This is a genomic window from Candidatus Pelagibacter sp. HIMB1321 (assembly GCF_900177485.1).
Taxonomy (GTDB): Bacteria; Pseudomonadota; Alphaproteobacteria; order Pelagibacterales; family Pelagibacteraceae; genus Pelagibacter.
On sequence record NZ_LT840186.1, the window covers coordinates 1,114,556 to 1,139,200 of the forward strand.

A 24,645-nucleotide genomic window follows, 5' to 3' on the forward strand; every position below is an offset into this window, starting at 1 on the left:
ATTAATTAATTTTTTTAATTACTGACTGATAAATATTTTGCTCTTCTTTAAGCATTTTTCTATAATCCTTAAGTTTAATGTGGTCAAAACCTAATAAATGTAAAAATCCATGAATAAATGTTTTGACAACTTTTTCCTTAAATAGACTTAAATTTTGACTTTTAGGTTTGTCCATAAAATCATAACTAATCACAATATCACCCAAATATAATTTTTTTATATTTTTTATTTTATTATCAAATGGAAACGACAATATATCTGTTGGTTTATTTTTATTTCTAAATTTTCTATTTAAAATTTTTATATTTTTATTATTAGACAATAATAATGTTAAAGAAAATTTTTTATTTAAAAAGCGATATTTTTTTGGGAAAAATTTACAAATACTTTGAAAAAAAAAATCTATTTTTTTAATCTTTTTTGACCACTTTTTTTCTTCTGATACGACCTCAATCTTAATCATTATGATTGCTATAAGCATTAACAATCTTTGAGACTAATGGATGCCTTACTACATCTGAATGATCAAAATCTATTACTGAAATCTCATTTAAATGAGCAAGTAGTTTTTTAGATCTATCAAGACCCGACATATTTTTATTTGGTAAATCTATTTGAGTAGGATCTCCATTTACAACTATCTTGGAATTTTCTCCAATTCTCGTTAAAAACATTTTTATTTGAGTGTCTGTTGCATTTTGAGCTTCATCTAAAATAGCAAATGAATTTTTTAAAGTTCTACCTCGCATAAATGCCAATGGTGCAATTTCAATGTCTCCAATTTCAATCATTCTCTGAATTTTTTCAAAATCAAATAAATCGTATAAAGAGTCGTATAAAGGTCTTAAGTAAGGATCAACTTTCTCTTTCATATCACCAGGTAAAAAACCCAATCTCTCACCAGCTTCAACTGCAGGCCTTGATAAAATTATTCTTTCAATTTTTTTTTCAAGCAACATTGTTAAGCCTACCGCTACAGCAAGAAAAGTTTTTCCAGTTCCTGCTGGTCCAGCAGAAATTACTATATCACTCTGTCTTAATGCCCTAACATATCCTTTTTGTTTTTCTGATCTTGGTATTATAGATTTTTTTGGGGTTTTAATGATATCTGTAATATTTTGATTTTTAACTTTTTCATTAATCATAAATTTATCAATTGATGATAATATATCTTTATTTTCTATGCTTCCATTATTGATAAATTGATTTGCTAAAAATTGTATAGCATTTTTAACAATCTCATTTTTTTCAGAAGTTGATTTGATTAAAATAGAGTTTCCTCTTGAATATAAATTTGACTGAGTGATTTTTTCTAATTCTTTAAGATTTTTATTAAATTCACCAACAACCCCCATCAACAGATCATTATCATGAAAAATAACACTTAGGGTATTGTTATCGGAATAAACAAACTTTAAATTTTTATCAAAATTTTTCTTTGTGCTGATATTCAAATTTTAGGCTACTTTCTGATTCGATTGATTAACTAGATCACCAAATAAAGTGTTTTGATTACTTTTTTTAATTTTAACTTTCACAATTTTTCCAACTAAATCATCACTACCACTAAATAGTACAGAAGTCATGTATTCAGATCTGGCAAAAAGTTTAGATTTGTCGTCTGTTCTATTTTCAACAAGTACATTTATTTGTTTACCTTCTAATTTTTTGTTCATATTTATTTGATTGCTAAATAGTTTTTGCTGAACAATCTCTAATCTTTCCATAGATCTTTTTTTATCTATTAAAGGTAGATCTGCAGCAACTGTTCCTGGTCTTGGACTAAAAATAAATGAAAAAGAATTAATAAATTTAATTTCATCAATAAGTTTGATCGTATCTTCAAAGTCATTTTCTTCCTCACCTGGGTAAGCAATTATAAAATCACTTGAAAATTCAATATTTGAATTAATCTTTTTTAATTTATTAAAGATTTCAAGATAAGTTTTTATTGTATGCTTTCTATTCATTAAATCTAAAATTTTATCTGAACCACTTTGAACTGGTAAATGAACCAGTGGCATCAATTTTTTTGAGTTTTTATAAGTATCAATTAAATCTGTTGTCATATCTTTTGGATGAGAAGTTGTGTAACGAATACGCTCAATACCTGAGAGTTTTTCAAGTTCTAAAATTAAATTTGATAATCGATAATTTTCAAAATTATATGCATTAACATTTTGTCCCAATAATATGATTTCTTTTGAACCATTATCGGCTAGTTGTTTCGCTTCATCCACAATCTGATTAAAAGGTCTCGAATATTCAGGCCCTCTAGTATAAGGCACTACGCAGAAGTGACAAAACTTATCACAACCTTCTTGAATTGTTAAAAATGAAGAGATTTTTGAAGCTTGATTTTTAATTTTACTCAAATACTCAAACTTTGTTATTGCATCAAATTCAGTTTCTTCATGCTTACTTTTTTTTGATTGGTAATTAAGAATTGTGTCGTTAATTTTATGATAGGCCTGAGGTCCAAGAACTAAATCAATATAGGGTTCTCTTTTTAACATTTCTTCATGTTCTGCTTGAGCAACACAACCCACAACAATTACTAATGGCTTAGTTTTTGATCTAAATATTTTTTTAACTCTTCCAATTTCGTGATAAACTTTTTCTTTTGCTTTATCTCTTATGTGGCAAGTGTTTAGTAAATAACAATCAGCTTCGTTATATTTTTCAGTTTTAACAAAATCAATTTTTTTTACAGTGTCATATATTCGATTAGAGTCATACTCATTCATCTGACATCCAAAAGTCTTTATAAAAATTTTCTGTGTCATTATTATTTTTTAGACTTTTTTTTCACACCATATAATTCAAGTTTATGATCCACTAAAGTATATCCATATTTTTCTGCAACTTTTTTTTGAAGTTTTTCTATCTCTTCATCAACAAATTCTATTATCTCTCCTGATTTAACATCTATTAAATGATCGTGATGCCCCTCATTTAACTCTTCATATCTTGCTTTACCACCTTTGAACTCATGTTTGGTTAAAATGCCAGACTCCTCAAATAATTTTACTGTTCTATAAACAGTTGCAATGCTTATCTTTGAATCAATTTTTGAAACACGGTTATAAAGCTCATCGACATCTGGATGGTCAGTTGACTCAGACATTACTTTTGCAATAATTCTTCTCTGATCTGTTAATTTTACTCCTTTAGATAAACATTTAGACTCTATGGTTTCAGACATATTTAATTTTAACTTATATAAATTGGATTAATCAAATTTTTTTTAACATTAAATTTTTCACACAAACTTGGCACATTTTCATATTTACAATCATTAAAATCACCAAAATCATCAAAACTAAAACAATAATAATTAATCTTTTTTGCAACAAATATAGCTTTAACTACAGATAGAGAGTTTCTAATACCTGCAAAACTTCCTGGTCCTCGGTTAACATATAATTTTGAAATTTCATCAATTTTTAAATCATGTTGATTAATAAATTCATTTATTAATATTGTTAATTTTTCATAATTAGTTTTACTATTTTCATAACTAATACTATAAATATTTTTATCCTTAATGAGTGATAAACATATTTTTTTATTTGCTGCATCAATTATTAAATTATTCATAATTCTATTTTTATTAATAACAAATTCTAAAGCAGAAGATAATAATATCAAACAATATTCAAATGATGAGGGTGTTTTATCAATTATGTATCATCGATTTGATGAAAATAAATATCCTTCAACAAATATTCAGATGGAAGTTTTTTTAAAACAAATTCAATTAATTAAAGATCTAAATTATAGTTTTATTCATCCTGAGGATTTTGAAAAAAATTTTAATATACCAAAAAAACAAAAAAAAATTCTGATAACTGTTGATGATGCATTTCAATCTTTCTACGAAGTTGCATGGCCATTTTTAAAGGAAAATAGAATTCCATTCATTTTATTTGTTTCAACAGAGCCTGTTGGAAATAGAGGATATATGACATGGGAACAAATTAGAGAAGTTGAAAAAGAAAAATTTGCTGTTATTGGGCATCACTCCCACTCACATAAATATCTAATAGATAAAACTAATGAAGATTTTGAAGAAGATATTGAAACTGCAAATAGAATTTTTAATGAAAAAATTGGATATGTTCCAAGTTTGTTTTCTTATCCATTCGGCGAATATTCAGAATTTATGAGAAATTATATTTCAAAAAAATTTACATATGCTTTTGGTCAGCACTCAGGGGTTATTGATGTTAATAAAGAAAAATTTCAGCTGCCAAGATTTCCAATTAATGAAAATTACGGAGAACTGAAAAGATTTACATCAATTATAAAAACCTATCCTCTGGAGTATAAAGAATTATTACCGGTAGAAAAAAAATTAAATAAATCAAATAATCCACCATCATTTTCTGTTGAATTTTTTAAAGATCAAAAAAATATTAAAAATATAAATTGTTATTCAAATGAAGGAAATCAGTGGGAAAAATCAAACATTATATTTAATGACACTATTTTAAATATTAATTTTAGAGAAGCTTTTCTTCCAAGAAGAGGTCGAATTAATTGTTCATTAAATGATGATGGCAAATGGAGATGGTTTGGAACTCAATTTATTGTTAAAGATGATTAAATTAAACTCTCTAATTCTAAGCTTGTAGGCAAAAGTTTTGCTTTATCAAAATCTTTAAGATTGTTTTGTTCAATAATCTTTCTTAAAATTCTAACATACTCTTGACCTGTTTCTGCATACTTATCTAAATACTGAGATAGTATAATGCTATCTAACTCTTTACCCTCATCCCTTAATTGAGCTCTAGCTAGCCTAAATTCTTTATATGTTTTATGGGTATTCAAATTTCTTTGATATGCTCTAACTGAAGCTTGTAAGATATTAAACTTCATTACTTTGTGACCCTCGCCTTCCTCGGCTTCTTTTGGCTTTAAACCTTCTCCAGACCACGTCCATTGTCCAAAAAGAGCGTTACCTTCTTGGGCAAACCTTGAGGTCCCCCAACCAGTTTCTTTTGCCGCTTGTGCAAGAGCTAATGATACTGGAACTTCATCCATTCTTATTTTTAGAATTGAAAGATCTTTTGATGGAATGCCATATTGTTTGAATTTCTTATTAAGCCATTTTTTTTCAAGCTCTGTGTTATTACTTTTATTAATTATACTAAAAAGTCTTTTTCTATCTAATTTAATATTATTATTTTCCTGAAGAACTAAAGGTAAAACAATCTGTAAAAATAATTCTTTTCTTTTTTTTGTGTTTTCAATCATCTTAATTTCTTGAGGAAAAGAATCTAAAGCTACAGGTTTTACTAATTTGTTAACTCTAACGTCGTCTAATTTATATCCCGTGTCTTCGAAAAGTTGTTTTATTGTTGAAGCATTTAATCTTACAGCATCAGTTTCTTTGTCATTTAAGTTATAGATATCTGCTAGAAGATCTCTTTCATCAAATATTTCATTTTCATCTTGAGTTCCATTTATTTTTTTGTCAAGTGTATACACTAAAACTTGTTTAGAATTATTTCTAAACTCTTTAGTATTCAAAATATTGTTGTTAGCAAAATTGATCATTAATGGTAAAGAATAAAATATAAAAATAACTACCAAACTTCCCAATAGAGTTCTTGCTAAAGAACCTAAATTATTATTATCGATAGTTTCTAAAATCTTATTTTTTCTTTTTTTTTGGATTTTTTTCATTATTAAACAGCTACAACTTCTTTAACTTCTGGTAAATAATGACACAAAAGATTTTGAACTCCTTGTTTCAATGTCATTGTCGAACTAGGACACCCCGAACAACTACCCTGTAATTGAACCTTAACTATTCCATCCTTAAACTCTTTAAATCTTATATCTCCACCATCTTTAGCAACAGCAGGTCTGATTTTTTGATCTAAAATTTTAACAATCTTTTTTTCAATTTCTCCAAGATTTTCATCAATTTCAAAAGGACTTTTATCTACTACAAACTCTTTCCCTGTTGAATAAAAGTCATTTATTAAAGAAATTACTATATGCTTTATTTCATCCCATGAGGTTTCGTCATATTTATTTATTGAAATAAAATCTCTGCTTAAAAAAATTCCCTCAACACCGTTTACTGACATTAAATTTCGTATTAATTCATTTTTAACTTCATCTTTTTTTGTAATTTCAAAAGATCCACTATTTGAAACTGTTTTGCCTGGCAAAAACTTCAATGAATTAGGGTTTGGTGTTGTTTCAGTTTGAACGAACATAGATCTTATATAGTCAATAATTCTGAAAATGGAACTTGTTTAAGAATTTTTACAAAAAACCTACAATTTCATGTATCTTTTTTAATTTATTTGATGCGTATTCATTAGCTTTTTTTTGTCCATCTAATAAAATTTTATCTAAATACTCATTTTCTTTGTTAAGTTTTTTGATTTCATTTGCTACAGGGTTAATTTTTTCAACTAAGACTTGAGAAAGTTTTTCTTTAAATTCTGAGAAATTTTTTCCACTAAATTCATTAATTGTTTGATCCAATGTAAAATTATTTAAACTAGAATATATTCCTAAAAGATTTTTTGCTTCAGGCCTTGTCTCTAATTCTTTTGAGTCTGAGGGTAATGGTAACGGATCAGTTTTTGCCTTCTTAATTTTATTAACAATTAAATCTTCACTGTCTGTTAAATTTATTCTACTTAAATCAGACAATTCTGATTTACTCATTTTTTTTGTCCCATCCTTTAAACTCATTATTCTTGAAAATTCTTTTTGTATTAATGGATCTGGGACTTTCAAAAAATCTTCAACGCTATAATCATTATTAAATTTTTGAGCAATATCTCTACAAAGCTCAAGATGTTGCTTTTGATCTTCACCTACCGGTACATGAGTAGCATCATATAAAAGAATATCAGCTGCCATTAGTACTGGATAAGAATAAAGACCTATACTTGCTTTCTCTTTATCTTTACCTGCTTTTTCTTTAAACTGTGTCATTCTATTCAACCATCCCATTCGAGCAACACAACTTAATATCCAAGCTGCTTCAGAATGCGCTGGAACGGCTGATTGGTTAAAAATAATACTTTTTTCAGGGTTTATTCCACATGCCACAAAGGTTGCTACTGTCTCTCTGATATTATCCCTGAGTTCTTTTGGGTCTTGTTTTACTGTAATGGCATGCAGATCTACTACACAAAATACACAGTTATTATTTTCATCCTTATTAAGTTCAACAAAATTTTTAATTGCTCCTAAATAATTTCCTAGATGTAGGTTTCCTGTTGGTTGAACTCCTGAAAATATTTTTTTATTCATTTTCAATACTTTAATTTAATATCTTCTAATTGGAAAGCTTTCATCAAGTAAGATACGAATATATAGAAACAGAGCGCTATCACTACTGATAAAATTAAGTAAAAAGATTTAAAAGTTTGATCAAAAGCTAATTCATACTGAAACAGTATTAATAAATAATAAAACAAAGCACCCATTAATACTGAAGATAAAATAATTTTAAAAAAACGATTAATAAAAATACTATTAAAATTAAACAGGTTTCTTTTTTTTAAAATTAAAAACAAAATAATTGTATTAAACCATGAGGAAATGCTCGTAGCTATAGGGATTATAATAAAACCAATTAATCTAAAGAAATAAACACTTATCAAAATATTTAATAAAACAGATGCTAATGAAATATAAAATGGTGTTTTAGTATCATGGTTGGCAAAAAAGAAATTTGAAAATACTTTAATAAATGCAAAAGCTGGCAGCCCTAAAGCAAAATAAAATAATGCATTAGCAGAATTTAAGACCGATGACTCATTAAACTGTCCATAACCAAATAATGCTGAAATAATATTATCAGATCCTAACAACAAGGCGATAGTTGCAGGCAGACTTAAAAACAAACTCAATTCCAATGCTTTATTTTGAATTAAATCAATTTTTTTTTTATTTTTTTTAATAATATGTTTTGAAAGTTGAGGAAGTATTACAACTCCAATGGCAATTCCAGCTATTGCTAGATTAATCTGATAAATCCTATCAGCGTAATAAAGATACGAGACGGCACTAGCTTGAAACGAAGCAATTATTGTTCCTACTAAAATATTTATTTGAGTTACACCTGAAGAAAAAATACTTGGAACTAATTTTTTGAAAAAAATTTTAACGTTTTTTGAAACTTTAAAACTTAAATTAAAATTTAAATTAAAGAATTTTCGTACAAAAAAATATAAAAATATAAATTGCAATAAACCTGCAAGGGTTACAGCATATGATAGATAATAAACTAAATCATCATTTAGTGATTTACTAAATAATAGGACTATTATTAAAATAAGATTTAATATTATTGGTGCTGCTGCTGCTTCTGCAAATCTATTGTATGAATTTAATATTCCAGAAAAAAAAGATGCCAAAGAAATTAATAATAAAAACGGAAAGGTTATCCTTGTAAGATTAATTGCTAATTGCATTTTTTCACTATCCTCTAAAAAACCTGGTGCAATTAAAGACACAAATACTGGCATAAATATTTGAACCAACAAAACTAGAATTAATAAAATTAAAAAAAGTAAGTTAAATACTTCACTTGCAAATTTATTTGATTTAGCTTTTCCTTTTAGTACTTCTGAAGAATAACTTGGAACAAATGCTGCATTAAAGGTTCCTTCTGCAAATAATCTTCTAAAAGTATTAGGTATTCTAAAGGCAACAAAAAAAGCATCAGCTAAGAAACTAGTTCCAAGAAAGATTGCTATTAAAATATCTCTTAAATAACCAAATATTCTACTAATTATTGTAAAAAAACTGAAGGCGCCAGTTGACTTAATTAAGTTCATAAATCATATTAGTCTTAATTTTACCCTAATTGTACATCTAATTACCAAAAATGAAAAAAACAAAAACTGATCATTATACTGAAAAAGAAGCATTAGATTTTCACTCCAATAAAAAACCTGGAAAGATAGAAATTGTAGCGTCAAAAAATATGACGACCAAAAGAGATCTTGCACTTGCTTACTCTCCAGGTGTTGCGGCTCCTGTAAAAGCAATCAGTGAAAATCCTGAGACTGCTTACGACTATACAGCAAAAGGAAATTTAGTTGCGGTAATTAGTAATGGTTCAGCAATTCTAGGAATGGGAAATTTGGGAGCACTTGCTTCTAAGCCTGTTATGGAAGGAAAAGCAGTTTTGTTTAAAAGATTTGCCGATATCGACTCCATAGATCTTGAAATAGATTGTAGCGATGCAAATGAAATTATAAATTCAATTAAAAATTTTGCCCCTAGTTTTGGAGGAATAAATTTAGAAGATATTGCTGCTCCAGATTGTTTTGTCATCGAGGAAAAATTAAAGGAAATTTTAGACATACCAGTTTTCCATGATGATCAACATGGTACTGCAATTATAACTACAGCAGCATTGATTAACGCATTACACATTAATGGTAAATCTATAAAGGATATAAAGGTTGTTGTTAATGGAGCAGGAGCTTCTGCAATTGCTTGTACTGAACTATTTAAAAATTCAGGTGTTCCAAATGAAAATGTAATCATGCTTGATCGAAAAGGTGTCATTTATAAAGGCAGAACTGAAGGGATGGATCAATGGAAATCAAAGCATGCAGTTGAAACAAAGTTAAGAACCTTAGAAGATGCTATAGATGGTGCAGATGTGTTTTTAGGTTTGTCAGCAAAAGGGGCATTAAAAAAAGAATTTGTGAAGAAAATGTCAAAAAATCCAATAATTTTTGCGTGTGCAAACCCTGATCCAGAAATTCTACCTGAAGAAATTCAAGAAGTTAGAGATGATGCAATAATTGCAACTGGAAGATCTGATTATCCCAATCAGGTTAATAATCTCATAGGTTTTCCATACATATTTAGAGGAGCATTAGATGTTAGATCTAAGATAATTAATGAAGAAATGAAAGTTGCAGCTGCAAAGGCTATTGCAGAGCTTGCAAGAGAGGATGTTCCTGATGAAGTGGTTGCAGCAATGGGAGGTCAAAGACCTAAATATGGAAAAGAATATATTATTCCTTCAACATTTGATCCAAGATTAATAAGTGTAATTCCTGCAGCAGTGGCAAAGGCTGCTATGGACAGTGGTGTTGCAAGAAAATCTATAGATGATTTTGAAAATTATAAAGATCAACTTAAACAAAGACTAGATCCAACTGTAACTATAATGCAAGGTATTAACAACCACATCAAAAAAAATCAAAAAAAGATTGTATTTGCAGATGGAGAGGATGAAAATAATCTTAAAGCAGCAATTGCTTTTAAGAATTCAAAACTTGGAATTCCAATTCTAGTAGGGAAAGAAGACAAGATTAAAGAACAGGTAAAAAAAATTGGTTACAATGAAAATTTTGATATTGAAATTATAAACTCAAAAGATACTGAAAAAAGAGAGAGATATGTTCAACATCTTTTCAAAAAGCTTCAAAGAGAAAAAGGTTTGTTAGAATGGGATTGTGATAGATTGGTTAGAAATGATCGTGTAATTTGGGCTGCTTGCATGGTTGCATGCGGAGATGCTGATGGTGCGGTAACTGGAAATACTAGAAGATTTGGAGCGTCTTTTGAAAAAATTACTCAAGTAGTTGGTGCTAGAAACAACGAAATTATGTTTGGATTAAATATGGTTGTCCATAAAGGTAAGACTATATTCGTTGCAGATACTAGTGTTCATGAATATCCAACATCAGAGGAGATGTCTGAAATAGCAATTTCAACCGCTAGGGTTGTTCGTTTGTTTGGTATTGAGCCAAGAGTTGCTTTTGTATCTCATTCAACATTTGGCCAACCTCTTACCAGCAGAACTAAACATATTAAGAAAGCTGTCGATATCCTAAAAGAAAAAAATGTAGATTTTAAATTTGATGGAGACATGCAGCCTGATGTAGCTTTAAATGATCAGTATAAAAATTTATATCCTTTTTCTAATATAGTTGGTAATGCAAACATTCTAATTATGCCAGGCCAACATAGTGCGGCTATATCCTATAAAATGATGAAAACATTAAGCGACGCAAAAGTGATAGGTCCTCTTTTAATTGGTCTTGGTCTTCCTATTGAAATTGCACCTCTTAGAACTTCAACATCAGAAATAATCAATCTTGCTTCAATTGCGGCTTATTCAGCAGATAAAATTGATTATAAAAAATAATTAATCTTTTTGTATTCTTAAATCATCAACGAGAATAATACTGGCTATAACATCTTCTACATCTAAAATTTCCTTAGCCTCTTTAATAACTAGATCTTTTTCTTCTGAAGTTAAAGCAATACCATAAACGTAGATTTTTTTCTTATAAGTATCAATTTGATAATTTGTAGCTTTAATTTCTTTATTAAAGATCATTGCCGATCTTAATTGAGAGGTAATTAAAATATCTTTAGCAGATTGTTGAAAATTAAATTCTTCTTTAATTTTAATATCATTTCTTACTGATCTAACCCCACTAGTCTCCCATGCCAATTTTGTAAGTTTAAGTTTTTCTTCAGGGCTATCTACTTTTCCTGTCAAAAATATTCTTCCATCTAAAACTTTTGTATTAACAGAAATTAAATATTTTTTATCTATTAAAAGTATTCTGCTTGCTAAATTTTTTTGCATTATTGAATCATCAACTTGGGTTCCCACTGTTCTTGGATCAAATGCAACGCTAACACCTGTTCCAAAAATTCCTTTTGATGCAACCCCAGCACAACCTGAGAAAATCAACCCTACAAAAAATAATAATAAAATTTTATTTCTCATTTTTTATTTTGACACAGTATTCATAAATTTCTTTTTTTGACACATTGCTATACTGCGCAATAATGTTTGTAATTTCTTTTGTGCTTAATTTATTAAGCATTTTATTTATACTATTCTTATCTGATTCACTAATCCCTTGTGAAGTCTTTTTATCAATTTGTTTTTCAGATATAACAATAGTCAATTCACCTTTTGGTTCATTTTCAAATAATTTTAAATTTTTAATATCAGATCTTAGATATTCCTCATAATATTTTGAAATTTCTCTACAAATTAATATTTTTCTATCTTTAAAATAAGTTTTTAAATAAGGGATAATCTTATTAATTTTCTTTGGTGAAATAAAAAAAACAATACAAAAATTATGATTTGAAAACTTTTCTAACTCTTCTACTATTAATTTTTCTTTTTCTGGAAAAAAACCATAAAATAAATATTTCTCATCAAAACCACTGGCCGAAACTGCTGTAGTTACTGCAGATGGGCCTGGCAAAGGAATGATACTAATATCTTGTTTTATGCACTCATTAATTAAAACTGCACCAGGATCAGAAATACCTGGGGTTCCGGCGTCTGAAATTAAAGATACTAGCTTGTTTTCTTTTAAAAAATTCACAACTTTTGATAAATTTTTATTCTCATTAAATTTATGATTAGAAATTAAGTTGGTTTTGATTTCAAATTTATCTAATAGTTTTTTGGATACCCTAGTGTCTTCACAAAGTATAAAATCTGAATTTTTTAAAATTTCTATGGCCCTAAAACTAATATCTCCTAAGTTGCCTATTGGTGTGGGTATTAAATAAAGTCCTTTTTTTAGATCATTTTTATGCAATATAGCTTTTACCATAATTTAAACAGTATTAGATTAACAATAACATTAAATGAATAAAATTTTTATAATTCTTTTTTTAGTGATTTATAATTTCTTTTTATTAATCACTCCTACCTTTTCTGAAGATAACAAAATTAGAATAGGCCTACTTGTACCCCTGACTGGTGAAGATGCAGAAATTGGAAAACAGATTATCAAAGCAACACGTTTAGCGCTAAATGATATAAACTCTAGCAAGATAGAAATTTTTCCAAAAGATACAAATTCTGATCCAAATAAAACACTAAAATCTGCAATTGAACTAAATCAAATGGGTATAAATTTAATTATTGGTCCTGTGTTTTATGAAAACTTAATTTATCTTGATGAGGTAAAAGATGTTTTGTTTTTATCGTTTACAAACAAAACTTTAGATTTGCCAAAAAATGTAATTAGCACAGGAATCAACTCAATATCTCAACTTAATACTATTAATAAATTTCTTAAAGAAAATGAGATAAATAAAACAATATTATTGATACCTAATTTGAGTTACGACCAAGAAATTGAAAATGGAATAAAAAAATCTAAAATCAGAAATCTTAAACGATATTTTTATAATATTAAGCCAACAGAACTTACAAAGCAAATAGAAGAAATTACAAATTATGAAACTCGTAAACAAAATTTATTTGATGAAATCGCTAGACTAGAAAATTCAGATGATTCAAATAAAGAAGATAAAATAAAAAATCTTGAAAAAAAATATACAATAGGAAATGTAAATTTTGATGCAGTCATAATTAGTGATTTTGATGAAAGTTTAAAAAGTGTAATAACCTCATTACTGTATACTGACGTATCTCCAAAAGAAAAATATTTCATAACTTTAAATCAATGGTTTGATGAAAGTTTATTAACTGAAACAACTTCTCAACCAATATACTATCCATCTATAAATAAAAAAAACATGGAACAGTTTGAAAAAAAATTTACTACAGAATTTAATGAAAATCCCAATCATTTATCTTTATTAAGTTATGATTTAGTTGGTTTAATTTATTATCTTTCATTAAAAAATACTCTGTCTGACTTAGATAAGGCTTTTAGGAATAAAAATTCTTTTAAAGGAAAGATCGGAATTTTTGATATTGAAGATAATAAGATTAATCACAGATTAAATTTTTATAAAATTGAAGACAGAATACTTAAAGAAATTTTTTAATTTTTTTAAAAGCATTAAATCGATGATCCATTTTATATTTTATTTTTGGAGAAATTTCCCCAAAGGTAAATTTTTTTCCAATAGGAATAAAAATTGGATCATAGCCAAAACCATTTTTACCTTTGGGCTCATGTGAAATAAGTCCTTCCACTTTTCCTTTAACGCAAACTATTTTTTTTTCTAAAAAACAAATCGACAAACAACAAATGAACCGTGCTTTAATTTTTTTTCTTTTCCAATTTTTATCTTTTTTATTCAATTCTCTATAAACCCTTTTAATCGCCTTTTTAAAATCAGAGCTTTTTCCACCCCATCTTGCGGAATAAATGCCTGGTGCTTTACTTAAAATATCAATTTCTAAACCTGAGTCATCAGCAAGACATGGCAAATTTGTTTTTTTAGAAAAATATTTTGATTTTATAAGTGAGTTATCTTCAAATGTTTTTCCATTTTCTATTGGACTTTTGATTTTGAAGTTTAAATTAGAATAAATTTTTATACCCTTTGGTAATAATGCCTTAATTTCCTTAATTTTTCCTTTGTTATTAGTGCCTATGAACAGTTCAGAAATTTTTTTCATTAAAGTCTAGCAATTTTCAAATTTCTTACCATATATGCGCACATGGATAAAGAACAACAACAAAAACCTTTAGAGGAACAAACTGCAACCAGCAATGCAGAGGAAAATAATAAAGGAAATGCCGAAACTAATGACCAAGCTAAAACTGAAAAAAGTAAAAAAGAAAAAGAAATTTCACCAGAAGAAAAAATTATTGAACTAGAAGATAAGTTAGCAAGAACTTTTGCAGAAATGGAAAACCAAAGAAGAAGATTTGAAAAAGAAAAAGAAGACGCATTTGAATATGGAGGATCATCATTTGCAAGAGAAGCTTTAAATTTAATTGATAACTTAGAAAGATCGAAACAAGTCTTAGAAAATGATGAAAAATTAAAAGACACTGATGCTTTAAAAAAAATATTAGAGCATCTGGAAATAATTAATAAAGATTTGATATCAATTTTTACTAAAAATTACATTAAACCAATTGAATGTTTGAATAAAAAACTTGATCCAAATTTTCATCAAGCAATGATGGAAATTGAAGATGATCTAAAAGAACCTGGAACTATAGTTCAAGAAATTCAAAAAGGTTTTATGATTAAAGACAGATTATTAAGACCGTCGTTAGTTGGTGTTTCAAAAAAAACTGAAACTAAAAATGAAGATCCGGCTGAAAATAAGGAAAATAAAGATAATAATTAATGTTTAGATCAACTTGTAGAAATAGATTTAACCCCTATATGAAGAAAGAGAGAAAATAATATTATGAGCAAAATAATTGGAATAGATCTTGGAACAACAAATTCGTGTGTTGCTATCATGGAAGGTAGCCAGCCAAAAGTTTTAGAAAATGCCGAAGGAGCAAGAACCACACCTTCAGTTGTTGCATTTACTGATGATGGTGAAAAGCTAATTGGTCAACCAGCTAAAAGACAAGCTGTAACAAATCCTGAAAATACAATCTTTGCAGTTAAAAGATTAATTGGAAGGAATTTTGACGACCCAACTGTGAAAAAAGATGTTGAGGCTGCTCCATTTAAAATTGTTAATTCTGAAAAAGGAGATGCCTGGATTGAAGCAAAAGGAGAAAAATATTCTCCATCACAAATCTCTGCTTTTATTCTTCAAAAAATGAAAGAAACTGCAGAAAAATATTTAGGTCAAACTGTTTCAAAAGCAGTAATAACTGTACCAGCATATTTTAATGATGCACAAAGACAAGCAACAAAAGATGCTGGTAAGATTGCTGGTTTAGAAGTTTTAAGAATCATAAACGAACCAACTGCAGCTTCTTTGGCATATGGTTTGGATAAAAAACAAAATAAAAAAATTGCTGTATATGACCTGGGTGGTGGTACATTCGATGTATCAATATTAGAACTGGGTGATGGTGTATTTGAAGTTAAATCAACTAATGGAGATACTTTCCTAGGTGGTGAAGACTTTGATAATGCAATTGTTGAATACCTAATTTCAGAATTTAAAAAAGATAATGGAATAGATTTAAAATCAGACAAATTGGCCCTTCAAAGACTTAAAGAAGCTGCTGAAAAAGCAAAGATAGAGTTGTCATCAGCAGAACAAACTGACATAAATTTACCTTTTATTACAGCTGATAAAACTGGTCCAAAACACATAAATATAAAAATGACTAGAGCAAAACTTGAAGCTTTAGTAGAGGAACTGATAGCCAGAACTATGCCTCCTTGCAAAACAGCGCTAAAAGATGCTGGCATAACTGCAAGTGAAATTGATGAAATAGTTATGGTTGGTGGTATGACCAGAATGCCAAAAGTAGTAGAAGAAGTTAAAAATTTCTTTGGCAAAGAACCAAATAAAAGTGTCAACCCTGATGAAGTTGTTGCTATGGGTGCAGCAATTCAAGCAGGTGTATTACAAGGAGATGTTAAAGATGTTCTTCTTCTGGATGTTACACCTTTATCATTAGGTATTGAAACACTTGGAGGTGTTTCTACAAAATTAATTGAAAAAAATACAACAATACCTACAAAGAAAAGTCAGGTTTTCTCTACAGCTGAGGATAATCAACCAGCTGTTTCAATAAGAGTTCTTCAAGGTGAAAGAGAGATGGCAGCTGACAATAAAATATTAGGTAATTTTGAATTAGTTGGAATAGCTCCAGCACCAAGAGGTGTGCCTCAAATTGAAGTTACTTTTGATATCGATGCTAATGGAATTGTTAATGTCTCAGCAAAAGACAAAGGTACAGGAAAAGAACAGAAAATACAAATTCAAGCTTCAGGCGGACTTAGTGATGAAGAAATTGAAAAAATGGTTAAAGATGCTGAGGCTAATAAAGAAGCTGACAAAAAGAAAAGGGAGTCAGTTGATGTAAGAAATCAAGCTGACACTTTAATTCACTCTACTGAAAAAAATCTTAAAGAACATGGCTCAAAAGTCTCTGATGCTGAAAAGAAAGCTATAGAAGATGCTTCAAGCTCCCTTAAAGAAAGTTTAAAAGGTGAAGATATCGAGGATATTAAAAAAAAGACAGAGGAATTAGTTCAAGCTTCAATGAAACTTGGTGAGGCAATTTACAAAGCTCAACAAAGTGCAAGTTCTGAAGCTGGAAAAGATGCAGGTAAAGAAAATAAAGATAAAAAAGATGATAATGTTGTTGATGCTGATTTTGAGGAAGTAAAAGAAGAAAATAAAGAAGACAATCAAGAAAAAAGTGCTTAAATAACATTTAGTCGTCTGGATTAAACTAATGGCTAAACGAGATTACTATGATGTTCTTGGTATCAATAAAAGTGCCAGTCCAGAAGATATAAAATCAGCTTACAGAAAGTTAGCAGTCAAATATCATCCAGATAAAAATCCTGGCGACAAAACTGCTGAAGATAAGTTTAAAGAGGCAAGTGAAGCCTATGGTATTCTTTCTGATAAAAGCAAAAAAGAGAATTATGATAATTTTGGACATGCTGCTTTTGAAAATGGTGGTAGTGGCCAAGGAGGATTTAGTGGCTTTGGAGGATTTGGTGGATCAGATTTTTCAGATATTTTTGAGGATTTTTTTGGAGATTTTGGAGGTGGAAGAAGAGGTAATAAACGAAACTCAAATAATAGAGGTTCAGATCTAAGATATGATTTATCGATAACACTTGAAGAAGCTTATTCAGGAAAAAAACAAAATATACAATTTTCATCTTCTGATAAATGTGAAACGTGTAAGGGTAGTGGTTCAAAACCTGGTTTCTCTCCTGACAGATGCACCTATTGTGGTGGAAATGGAAAAGTTAGATCCAATCAAGGTTTTTTTACTGTACAACAAACTTGCCCTCAATGTTCTGGTAGCGGAGAAGAAATTACTAATCCATGTAATGATTGCAGCGGAAATGGAAACAAACAAACTTCAAAAAAAATCAATGTAACTATTCCAAAAGGTGTTGATGATGGAACTAGAATTAGGTTAGCAGGAAAAGGTGAAGCTGGCTCTAGAGGTGGAGCTAATGGTGATCTATATCTATTTATAAATGTTAAATCTCATGAATTATTTAAGAGATCAGATGAAAATTTATTTTTTGAGTGTCCAGTTTCTATAGCAGATGCTGCATTAGGTACAACTATTGAAATACCAACTATTGATGGGGGTAAAGCTAAAATAAAAATTCCAGAAGGAACACAATCAGGTAAACAATTTAGACTAAAGGGTAAAGGTATGCCTTATATGAGAGGAAGTGGAGATGGTGATTTATATGTTCAAATAAATACAGAAGTACCGGTTTCTCTTAACAATGAACAAAAAGAACTATTAGAAAAATTTAGAAAAATTGAGAACGAAAAGTCTAACCCTAGTATTAGACAATTTTTCAAAAAGGCTAAAAGTTTTTGGAAAAACTAAGCTTTAATTAAGATAAAAGATAGTTATAAATTCTCATAAATGAGAAAGATTAATTTAGCAATTTCAGGCTGTCTTGGACGAATGGGTCAACAACTGATAAATTCTTCAAAAAAAAATAAAGACTTTAAACTAGTTACACTTACAGAGAATAGATTAATAAATAAAAAATTTAACAATATTAAGCCAGAATTAAATTCTGAAAAAGCTTTCAAAAAAACTGATGTGATTATTGATTTTACAATTCCAAACTGCACTCTTGATATACTTAAAATAGCTTCAAAACTTAAAAAAAAGGTTGTTATAGGCACTACAGGATTTTCCAGAAGCCAAGAAAATCAAATAAAAAAATATTCAAAAAAGATACCTATTTTAAAAGCTGGCAATATGAGCTTAGGTATAAATTTGTTAATGTATTTAACTGAAATTGCATCAAAGTCACTAAATCATAAATATTTGAGCAAAATACTTGAGACACACCATAGACATAAAAAAGACTATCCTTCAGGTACAGCCTTAATGCTTGGAAAAGGAATAGCGAAAGGGAAGAATAAAAATTTATATAATTTGATTGGTAAAAAATTTTTAAACAAAAAATCTTTCCCCTATGGAAAAAAAATTAATTTTAATTCAATAAGAAAAGGTGAAATTATTGGGCAACATGAAGTGAAATTCTCAAGTGGAAAGGAAATTATAACATTAAATCATGAGGCCTTTGACAGAGCGCTTTACTCTGATGGAGCATTGTCCGCCTCTAGATGGATAATGAGACAAAAACCAGGTTTATATTCTATGAGAGATTTGCTTAATTTTTCATAATGAATGAAAAGCAGAAAGCACAAATCATAATTAAAAATCTAAATAAGATTTATCCAAAAACACCAATACCTTTAAAAAGTAAAAATATTTTTACTTTATTAGTTTCTGTTCTTCTTTCTGCTCAATGTACAGATTTAAATGTAAATAATGTAACAAAAAATATATATCCAAAATATTTCAAACCAGAACACTTTGTAAAACTAGGAAGAAAAAAAATTGAAAAATTAATTAAAAAAATAGGTATTTATAGAGTTAAAGCAAAAAGTATTTACTTAATGTCAAAACAGATTTTAGAAAAACATAAAGGCAAAATACCTAAAACTTTTGAGGAATTAGAGAGGCTTCCTGGTGTAGGTCATAAAACTGCTAGCGTAGTTATGTCTCAAGGTTTTGGCTATCCAGCCTTTGCGGTTGACACTCATATTCATAGACTCGCACAAAGATGGGGCTTAACAAATGGAAAAAATGTTGTTCAAACAGAGAAAGATTTAAAAAGAATATTTCCTAAAAAATATTGGTCTAAACTACACTTGCAAATAATCTTTTATGGAAGAGAATATTGTAAAGCTCGAGATTGCCATGGTTTAGATTGTATAATTTGTAGAGCCTGCTATCCAAATCGAAAAAAACCTGTTATTACTAAAAAGGCTTAGTATGAGAATTATAGGAATAGGAAATGCAATTGTAGATGTCATTTGTAAAGTTGATGATGAATTTATCACCAAGAATAGTCTTACAAAAAGTACTATGAAACTATTTTTCGATGAATATGAATTTAGAAAATTAATAACTGGCCTTAAAGTTGAAAGAACTATTTCTGGAGGGTCCGTAGCTAACTCAATAGTTGGTCTAGCCCAACTTGGTAATACTGTTGGCTTCATTGGTAAAATTTCTGATGATGAATTTGGTATTAAATACGAGGAGGGTTTAAAATCAGAAAAAATAGAATTTTTCTATTCAAAGAAAAAAGAAGAATTACCAACAGGAACTTGTTTAATATTAGTCACACCTGACTCTGAAAGAACAATGTGCACGTTTCTTGGAACTGCTGGAAAAATTAATGATAGTGATATCAATTCTAATGTGATTAAAAAAAGTGAAATAGTTTTTTTAGAAGGCTACTTGTGGGATGAAGGAGAGCCAAAAAAAGCATTCGATAAAGCTATTTTATCTGCGAACAAAGTTGCAATGTCACTTTCTGATCAATTTTGTGTAGATAGGCACAAATCTCATTTTTTAGACCTAGTCAAAAATAAACTAGATATAACTTTTGCTAATGATCAAGAAATGACCTCATTAATTGATGCCAAAAATTTTGATGAAGTAGTTTCTTTTGCAAAACAAATGAAAAAATTAATAGTTATAACTAGAGGTGAAAAAGGGGCAATTGCAATTAAAGATCGGGAAATCGTTGAAATTGATATAAGAAAAAATTTAAAAATTGTTGATCTTACAGGTGCAGGAGATCTTTTTGCCTCAGGGTTTCTACATAGTTTTATTAATAAATCACCTTTAATAGATTGTCTTGAAAAGGGTACTGAAATGTCTTCTAGAGTTATACAGCAAATAGGAGCAAGGCTTTAACAAGACCTCAAATTTAATATTACTAAGTAAATTTTTTATTCAATTTTATAACCATTTTTTTCACTTATAATAAATTTATTATCATTGAAAATATCTAAAAATTTTTTTCTTAAGCGATAAATGTGAGTTTCAACTGTATGAGACTCAATCTCATTTTGATAATTCCAAATTTTTTTTTGCAACTCATCAATGGCAACAGGTTTATTTGCATTTAGCAAATACATAATCGTATCAATTTCTTTTTCAGTTAATTTAACTTTGTTAGTTTTAGAGGATATCTCTCTTGAGTTTAAATCAACAATATAATCATTCAATCTTATTTTAGATTGTTTGCTATATTGTAATTTTAAAAATTCAGTGTTTATTTTCTCAACTAGTTTAAAAATATTCATTGGTAAATCGTACAAAACAATAAGATCATTGATATCAAGATATTTTTTGTTCGAGAGAATTAAATAATTTTTAAGAGTTTTTAGTTTAACATTTAATTTATTCTCCTCATCAATGAATTCGATTTTGAAATTAAAATCTGAGCTAATTTCTTTAAGAATATCGTATAATGAGCTAGATTTATATATTACTAAATTATTCATTTTTGTAAAAATAGAATATGACAATTTTTGTAAAAAACAAACATACTCTTCAAGTGGAAGATTTTAAATTCCAATGTTGTATCGGAAAAAAAGGCTCTACAAAATATAAAAAAGAAGGTGATAAAAAAACACCTAAAGGAACATTCGGTATAGAGAATATCTATTATAGAAAAGATCGTAAAAAAAGACCATTAACATCACTTGACTGTATAGAAATTAAAGCAAACATGGGTTGGTGCAATGATAGTAGATTTCCTAAAATTTATAATAAACTCTTTAGAATTAAAAAAAAGATCCGGCATGAAAAGTTAAAAAGAAAAGACTATAAATATGATTATATTATTCCAATAAAATATAACTTCAAAAAAACAATCCCTAATTTAGGAAGTTGTATTTTTATTCATTTAACAAAAAACTATAAGCCAACTGCTGGATGTGTTGCTTTGAAAGAAAATGATTTTTTAATTCTGCTTAGAATTATTAATAAGGATACAAAAATTAAAATTTATTAATTTCTAGATCCAAAAATTTTAGATCCAACTCTAATAAAACTTGAACCAAATTCTATAGCGTCTAAGTAATCAGACGACATCCCCATACTTAGTTCGTTAAGCCCTAAAGAATGATTAAGTTCTCTCATTTTCTTGAAAAAAGTTCGTACATCTTCTTTAGCAGGTGGCAAACACATTAAGCCTAAGATATCTAAATCAAATTGATTTACACAAGTTGTATAAAAGCTTTCAAGTTCATTAATTTTTATTCCATTTTTCTGTTCTTCATAACCAATATTTACTTGTATAAAAATTTTTATTTTTTTTTTTAGTTTTACTTGTTCATTAGCAATTTTTTCGGCTAATTTGACGTTATCTAATGAATGTAAATAATCAAATAATGGAATCAAAAATTTTGCTTTGTTTGATTGTAATTTTCCTATCATATGTAATTTTACATTTTCAAAATCATTTTTAATGTTTGTCCATTTATCGATAGCTTCTTGAATCTTGTTTTCACCGAAATGAAGATGTCCGTGCTTTAACAAAGGTTTTATTTGTGTCATAGAAAAAGTTTTGCTTACAGCAATGATATTAAGATTATTTGTTTGATTAAATTTTGTCTTTATCTGTTCTTTTATAGAAGATAAGTTAGTAATACTTTTATGCAAAATTTAATACCTAAAATTTATTGTTATGTTAGTGATTATAATTTATCAGAATTGTCTAAATTAGGTAGAAATATTAACATTATATATAGAAATTATGAAAATATTAATCACACAAACAATTTATTAAAGCTTAAATTATTCTGTAGAAAAAATGGCAATTGTCTTTTCTTATCTAATGATCTAAAGCTTTCTCTTAAACTTGGGCTAGACGGGATTTATATTCCATCATTTAATCACAGATTAAACTATACTAGCATGTTTAATTTAACAAAAAAATTTAATATAATTGGATCTGCTCATAATTTAAAAGAAATTAGAATTAAAAAATTACAAGGCTGTAAAGAAATTTTTTTATCACCACTATTTAAAGTTAAAAAAACTAAAAAATTTTTAGGTGTTATTAAATTTAATTTAATATCATATAAAACAAATTTTTCTTTTATTGCTCTTGGTGGAGTGAATGAAAAAAATTATAAAAAACTTAAATTGCTTAAATTAAATGGTTTTGCATCTATAAGTTGGGCAAAAAAAAACGGCCTAAAAATAATTTAGGCCGTTTTTATGAATAAAAATTATTACTTTCTAGAATGCGAAAGATAATTTGATTTCTGAAACATCATAGTCATCACCACTTACACCAGCAGCATCTGATGTTTTGTTGTGTACAAGACCAACTGTTGTTGATCCCATTGTGTATGATGCAGAAATACCAGAATCTGTTTGATCAACTAAACCAGCCGCATCAAACTCAAGATCTGATTGACCTACAGCAACACTTAAGTTTTCGTTAACTGCAAATGAAACACCGACGTGCAATCTATCTTTATCAGTTGTTGCTACAGTTGTACCAGCACCATTTGTAGGTTCTACAGATGACTGCTGAACACCAAAAGTTGCAGCACCCATTGTATACTTAACAAACATAGTTGTTAAGTCTGTAGTGTTTGAGTTAGTTGCAGCTTCTTGAGTTTCACCAACACCATAACCAATTGACATTCCATCAATTAAATTATCGTATACAAGTACTACTGAACCTTCTCCACCATCAGCTGCTTTTGCCCATGATGCAGAAGCTGTAATGTTTCCTGCAGAAACTTTGTAACCAATGTTGTTTCTTACACCTTCATCAACAATACCGTTATTGATACCACCGTGTGAAGATACACCAGTGTCATCCCAAACTTGCTCACCTGCATTTGGTACAACGTCTTGGTAAGTTGAAATACCAGCACCATCAGAATTATCACCGTATAATCCGATTGTTCCAGCATCACCCATATCGATTGCAACTGAACTTCCAGTAAAGTTTACTGTTGTTCCAGCACCGCCTGTTAGTGTGTTTGAGTAACTAACTGTGTAACCATTATCTAATTCACCTGAACCAGAAAAAGTCATAGTTTGGTTATCTGAAAAAGGATTTCCTGTTGCAGATCCATCACCATGTGTTTGATAGTTAATTTCTGCACTACCACTTACTGACAATGTGCCAGCTTGTGCTACTGATGCAGCTAGAGTTCCAGCTAAAGCTGTTAACCCGATTTTTTTAAAGTTGTTCATAAATTTACTCCGTTGTTATTATTTATAATTATAAACAGGACATACTTACCAGAAATTAATTAACATTTTCTATATTTTACCTACTTTTTATATATTTTAGTGTCATTGTTGCAAAAATATCACATTTATAATCAATAATTATAATTTTTATTATGTTAGATAAAGTTTTTAGTTTATTAAATATCTAACTTAACAGAATTCATGAAACTTTTAAAATTTTTTGTATTATTCATATTACTAATATCATTAAACTCCTGTGGTCTTTATAGACCGACTGACGCTAAAGAGTTTCCCCCTGATCCAAAACTAAGAGTAAAAAAGAATATGGATGAAGGTAGAGGTTTTAGATTGATGGATGCAGTCGAGAATAAAGGTACAAATTTTGAATTCGCGAGCTCCAATGAACTTTGGAGAGCAACTTTAGATACCATTGATTTTATGCCTCTAACTACTGCTAACTACAGTGGTGGAATAATAGTTACTGATTGGTATTCTGATAATGAAAATTTATCTGAGAGTTTAAAAATCACAGTAAGGTTTTTATCAAATGAAATTAGATCAGATGCTGTTGACTTGAAAATATTTTTTAAAAAATGTGACACCCAAAATATTTGTTCGGTTTCAGAAGGCAAAACTAATTTAAACAATGAATTAAAAAAACAAATTCTAAAAAAAGCTAGTATCTATAAAGCTCAAAATAAAGATAAAAACTAAATAA

27 protein-coding genes are annotated in these 24,645 nt (G+C 28.4%); 12 read left to right on the forward strand and 15 right to left on the reverse strand.

Translation table 11 applies throughout. The annotated features are described in order from the left end of the window. Nucleotide 1: 1 nt before the first annotated feature. Genes ybeY through B9N70_RS05990 form a run of 5 tightly spaced genes read right to left on the reverse strand, consistent with a single transcriptional unit; the run spans nt 2 to nt 3,600 of the window. On the reverse strand, nt 2-481 hold the full coding sequence (gene ybeY, locus B9N70_RS05970; RefSeq protein WP_231909384.1) for an rRNA maturation RNase YbeY: 480 nt from the start codon (nt 479-481) through the stop codon (nt 2-4). Continuing rightward, nucleotides 456-1,454, reverse strand: coding sequence for a PhoH family protein (locus B9N70_RS05975; RefSeq protein WP_085114884.1), 999 nt, complete (start codon nt 1,452-1,454; stop codon nt 456-458). Before B9N70_RS05975 ends, ybeY begins: the two co-directional genes overlap by 26 nt. Nucleotides 1,455-1,457: 3 nt before the next feature. Then, nucleotides 1,458-2,786 carry a tRNA (N6-isopentenyl adenosine(37)-C2)-methylthiotransferase MiaB gene (miaB, locus tag B9N70_RS05980; RefSeq protein ID WP_085114885.1) on the reverse strand — a complete coding sequence of 443 codons (1,329 nt, stop codon included), beginning with the start codon at nt 2,784-2,786 and terminating at the stop codon, nt 1,458-1,460. Nucleotides 2,787-2,788: 2 nt separating this feature from the next. Continuing rightward, nucleotides 2,789-3,205 (reverse strand): Fur family transcriptional regulator, encoded by a 417-nt coding sequence (locus B9N70_RS05985; protein ID WP_085114886.1) that lies wholly within the window; start codon nt 3,203-3,205, stop codon nt 2,789-2,791. A gap of 8 nt (nt 3,206-3,213) precedes the next feature. Further along, nucleotides 3,214-3,600 carry a peptidase M22 gene (locus B9N70_RS05990; protein WP_085115138.1) on the reverse strand — a complete coding sequence of 129 codons (387 nt, stop codon included), beginning with the start codon at nt 3,598-3,600 and terminating at the stop codon, nt 3,214-3,216. Between B9N70_RS05990 and B9N70_RS05995 the strand changes: the two genes are divergently transcribed. Continuing rightward, nucleotides 3,548-4,609: a polysaccharide deacetylase family protein gene (locus tag B9N70_RS05995; RefSeq protein ID WP_231909385.1), complete on the forward strand. Its 1,062-nt coding sequence runs from the start codon at nt 3,548-3,550 to the stop codon at nt 4,607-4,609. The two genes, B9N70_RS05990 and B9N70_RS05995, sit on opposite strands and share 53 nt — an antisense overlap. On the opposite strand, the gene B9N70_RS06000 is transcribed toward B9N70_RS05995, so the two are convergent. From B9N70_RS06000 to murJ, 4 genes are read right to left on the reverse strand one after another with little or no spacing between them, the layout of a single operon-like run. After that, on the reverse strand, nt 4,606-5,691 hold the full coding sequence (locus tag B9N70_RS06000; protein ID WP_085114888.1) for a glucosaminidase domain-containing protein: 1,086 nt from the start codon (nt 5,689-5,691) through the stop codon (nt 4,606-4,608). The genes B9N70_RS05995 and B9N70_RS06000 overlap by 4 nt on opposite strands. Before the next feature lie 2 nt (nt 5,692-5,693). Further along, nucleotides 5,694-6,233 (reverse strand): NifU family protein, encoded by a 540-nt coding sequence (locus tag B9N70_RS06005; RefSeq protein ID WP_085114889.1) that lies wholly within the window; start codon nt 6,231-6,233, stop codon nt 5,694-5,696. 49 nt (nt 6,234-6,282) lie between these two features. Then, nucleotides 6,283-7,287: a tryptophan--tRNA ligase gene (gene trpS / locus B9N70_RS06010; RefSeq protein WP_085114890.1), complete on the reverse strand. Its 1,005-nt coding sequence runs from the start codon at nt 7,285-7,287 to the stop codon at nt 6,283-6,285. Nucleotides 7,288-7,289: 2 nt separating this feature from the next. Next, complete coding sequence (gene murJ, locus B9N70_RS06015) at nt 7,290-8,819, reverse strand: murein biosynthesis integral membrane protein MurJ (RefSeq protein ID WP_085114891.1); 1,530 nt, start codon at nt 8,817-8,819, stop codon at nt 7,290-7,292. A 50-nt stretch (nt 8,820-8,869) separates the two neighbouring features. Here murJ and B9N70_RS07145 point away from each other — a divergent pair, with 50 nt between their 5' ends. Then, on the forward strand, nt 8,870-11,155 hold the full coding sequence (locus B9N70_RS07145; RefSeq protein WP_085114892.1) for an NADP-dependent malic enzyme: 2,286 nt from the start codon (nt 8,870-8,872) through the stop codon (nt 11,153-11,155). Here B9N70_RS07145 and B9N70_RS06025 read toward each other — a convergent pair whose 3' ends face one another. Both B9N70_RS06025 and rsmI read right to left on the reverse strand, forming a co-directional pair. Then, a complete protein-coding gene (locus tag B9N70_RS06025; RefSeq protein ID WP_085114893.1) occupies nt 11,156-11,749 on the reverse strand; it encodes a BON domain-containing protein in 594 nt (197 codons plus the stop codon). It lies immediately after the preceding gene. Beyond that, nucleotides 11,739-12,599, reverse strand: a complete 861-nt coding sequence (rsmI, locus tag B9N70_RS06030) for a 16S rRNA (cytidine(1402)-2'-O)-methyltransferase (RefSeq protein WP_085114894.1) — start codon at nt 12,597-12,599, stop codon at nt 11,739-11,741. The genes B9N70_RS06025 and rsmI overlap by 11 nt, the downstream gene beginning before the upstream one ends. Before the next feature lie 34 nt (nt 12,600-12,633). Here rsmI and B9N70_RS06035 point away from each other — a divergent pair, with 34 nt between their 5' ends. Continuing rightward, complete coding sequence (locus tag B9N70_RS06035; RefSeq protein WP_085114895.1) at nt 12,634-13,788, forward strand: ABC transporter substrate-binding protein; 1,155 nt, start codon at nt 12,634-12,636, stop codon at nt 13,786-13,788. On the opposite strand, the gene rdgB is transcribed toward B9N70_RS06035, so the two are convergent. Further along, a complete protein-coding gene (gene rdgB / locus B9N70_RS06040) occupies nt 13,772-14,368 on the reverse strand; it encodes an RdgB/HAM1 family non-canonical purine NTP pyrophosphatase (protein WP_085114896.1) in 597 nt (198 codons plus the stop codon). The two genes, B9N70_RS06035 and rdgB, sit on opposite strands and share 17 nt — an antisense overlap. Before the next feature lie 42 nt (nt 14,369-14,410). Between rdgB and B9N70_RS06045 the strand changes: the two genes are divergently transcribed. From B9N70_RS06045 to B9N70_RS06070, 6 genes are all read left to right on the forward strand, one after another. Continuing rightward, nucleotides 14,411-15,052, forward strand: coding sequence for a nucleotide exchange factor GrpE (locus B9N70_RS06045; protein ID WP_085114897.1), 642 nt, complete (start codon nt 14,411-14,413; stop codon nt 15,050-15,052). A gap of 63 nt (nt 15,053-15,115) precedes the next feature. Next, nucleotides 15,116-17,053, forward strand: coding sequence for a molecular chaperone DnaK (dnaK, locus tag B9N70_RS06050; protein ID WP_085114898.1), 1,938 nt, complete (start codon nt 15,116-15,118; stop codon nt 17,051-17,053). Between the two features lie 28 nt (nt 17,054-17,081). Further along, entirely contained in the window at nt 17,082-18,215 is a 1,134-nt protein-coding gene (gene dnaJ / locus B9N70_RS06055; RefSeq protein WP_085114899.1) for a molecular chaperone DnaJ, read from the forward strand. Nucleotides 18,216-18,254: 39 nt separating this feature from the next. Beyond that, nucleotides 18,255-19,031: a 4-hydroxy-tetrahydrodipicolinate reductase gene (gene dapB / locus B9N70_RS06060; RefSeq protein ID WP_085114900.1), complete on the forward strand. Its 777-nt coding sequence runs from the start codon at nt 18,255-18,257 to the stop codon at nt 19,029-19,031. After that, nucleotides 19,031-19,684, forward strand: coding sequence for an endonuclease III (gene nth, locus B9N70_RS06065; RefSeq protein ID WP_085114901.1), 654 nt, complete (start codon nt 19,031-19,033; stop codon nt 19,682-19,684). Before dapB ends, nth begins: the two co-directional genes overlap by 1 nt. A gap of 1 nt (nt 19,685) precedes the next feature. Then, entirely contained in the window at nt 19,686-20,615 is a 930-nt protein-coding gene (locus tag B9N70_RS06070) for an adenosine kinase (protein ID WP_085114902.1), read from the forward strand. Nucleotides 20,616-20,650: 35 nt separating this feature from the next. Here B9N70_RS06070 and B9N70_RS06075 read toward each other — a convergent pair whose 3' ends face one another. Continuing rightward, a complete protein-coding gene (locus B9N70_RS06075; RefSeq protein ID WP_085114903.1) occupies nt 20,651-21,208 on the reverse strand; it encodes a winged helix-turn-helix domain-containing protein in 558 nt (185 codons plus the stop codon). A 17-nt stretch (nt 21,209-21,225) separates the two neighbouring features. On the opposite strand from B9N70_RS06075, the gene B9N70_RS06080 reads away from it, so the two are divergent. Further along, the gene (locus B9N70_RS06080) at nt 21,226-21,720 is read left to right on the forward strand and encodes a L,D-transpeptidase family protein (protein WP_085114904.1); all 495 of its coding nucleotides are present in this window, start codon (nt 21,226-21,228) and stop codon (nt 21,718-21,720) included. Here B9N70_RS06080 and B9N70_RS06085 read toward each other — a convergent pair. Continuing rightward, nucleotides 21,717-22,370 (reverse strand): YggS family pyridoxal phosphate-dependent enzyme, encoded by a 654-nt coding sequence (locus B9N70_RS06085; RefSeq protein WP_085114905.1) that lies wholly within the window; start codon nt 22,368-22,370, stop codon nt 21,717-21,719. The genes B9N70_RS06080 and B9N70_RS06085 overlap by 4 nt on opposite strands. On the opposite strand from B9N70_RS06085, the gene B9N70_RS06090 reads away from it, so the two are divergent. Further along, complete coding sequence (locus tag B9N70_RS06090; RefSeq protein WP_085114906.1) at nt 22,365-22,922, forward strand: thiamine phosphate synthase; 558 nt, start codon at nt 22,365-22,367, stop codon at nt 22,920-22,922. The two genes, B9N70_RS06085 and B9N70_RS06090, sit on opposite strands and share 6 nt — an antisense overlap. Before the next feature lie 30 nt (nt 22,923-22,952). Here B9N70_RS06090 and B9N70_RS06095 read toward each other — a convergent pair whose 3' ends face one another. Continuing rightward, nucleotides 22,953-23,927, reverse strand: coding sequence for a porin (locus tag B9N70_RS06095; RefSeq protein ID WP_085114907.1), 975 nt, complete (start codon nt 23,925-23,927; stop codon nt 22,953-22,955). Nucleotides 23,928-24,128: 201 nt separating this feature from the next. On the opposite strand from B9N70_RS06095, the gene B9N70_RS06100 reads away from it, so the two are divergent. Beyond that, a complete protein-coding gene (locus B9N70_RS06100) occupies nt 24,129-24,641 on the forward strand; it encodes a DUF3576 domain-containing protein (protein WP_085114908.1) in 513 nt (170 codons plus the stop codon). The last annotated feature ends 4 nt before the right edge of the window (nt 24,642-24,645 follow it).